Origin of the sequence: Bradyrhizobium sp. NBAIM08, from assembly GCF_020193935.1 — a bacterium.
Taxonomy (GTDB): Bacteria; Pseudomonadota; Alphaproteobacteria; order Rhizobiales; family Xanthobacteraceae; genus Bradyrhizobium; species Bradyrhizobium yuanmingense.
The window spans coordinates 1-1,240 of record NZ_JADYVR010000047.1; the positions used below are offsets into that span (position 1 = coordinate 1).

The window sequence follows — 1,240 nt, forward strand, 5'->3', positions numbered from 1 at the left end:
TTTTGTGCAGCGAGACCGAACTTTGGACCACCCGGAACTAGAGTTTTGCGCCTCTGATCACGTTGGCGGGCTGGTGGCGCCGACGTGATTTTGGAGCACAATCGGCGGCCGATTGCCGATCGCGCCGTGGGGGCGTTCTTCGTTATAGTATCTACGCCAAGTCTCCACCTTTTGCCGGGCATCCGCAAGCGACAGGAACCAATGGGCGTTGAGGCATTCGGCTCGGAAGCGGCCGTTGAACGCCTCGATGAAGGCGTTGTCGGTCGGCTTGCCAGGCCGTGAGAAGTCCAGCGTGACGCCACGCTGATAGGCCCACAGGTCAAGATCGCGCGACACAAACTCGCTGCCTTGATCGACGCGGATCGTCGCCGGGAGTCCCACTTCATTGCAAACCCTTTCCAGCACCTCCACGACGTCGGTGCCGCGGAAGGTGAGCCGCGGCTCCAGCGCGGGCGAAAAGCGGGAGAAGATATCGACGATCGTGAGCACCCGGAGCTTGCCGCCGGTGGCCAGCTGATCATGAACGAAGTCCATCGCCCAGGTCTCGTTGACCCGCGTCGCAGGCCGCCGGTCGTCGCGCAGCTTGGCCTTGACCCGGCGCTTGGGCGATTTATTGCGTAATTGCAGGCCCAATTCGCGATAGATGCGACGCGTCTTGTTCTGGCCGTGATGCCATCCGTCGCGGCGCAGCAGCACATGGACGCGGCGATAGCCGTAGCGAACGCGAACATGGCAGATCTCCTTGATCCGAGCTTCGAGGGTCGCCTGGTCGGAGCGACGAGATTTGTAGTGATAGGTCGACCGGTCGAACTCGAGGGCCGCACAGGCCTTGCGGATCGACACCTGCCACTCACCGCAAACCTCATCGACGAGCTTGCGCTTCCGACCAGGCTTCACAGCTTTCGGCGGATCACGTCCTGCAGCATCTCCTTGTCGAGTGACAGATCAGCCACCAGCTTCTTCAGCTTGGCATTCTCGTCCTCGAGCTGCTTCAACCGGCGCATCTCCGTCGGCAGCAGCCCGTCATACTTCTTCTTCCAATTGAAATAGGTCGCCTGGCTGATCCCGGCTTTGCGGCAGATATCCGCAACCGGCACCCCGTCATTGCCCTGCTTCAGGATAAACGCCTTCTGGGCGTCCGAAAACTTCGAGGCCTTCATCGTCGTCGCTCCTCCCAGTCGAGGGATTTACGCAGCGCCAACTCTAGCCAAAAATGGTCCAGTTTGCCGGCCTCAGATCA

The 1,240-nt window shown here is 60.7% G+C and carries 1 protein-coding gene; it reads right to left on the reverse strand.

From position 1 onward, the window contains the following. Positions 1–57: 57 nt before the first annotated feature. Positions 58–1,160 (reverse strand): IS3 family transposase gene (locus I6F37_RS38295; RefSeq protein ID WP_225131587.1). Its coding sequence is split into 2 segments (ribosomal slippage): positions 58–899 and positions 899–1,160, totalling 1,104 coding nucleotides; the frame shifts between segments, so codons are not numbered across the junction. Positions 1,161–1,240 lie beyond the last annotated feature (80 nt).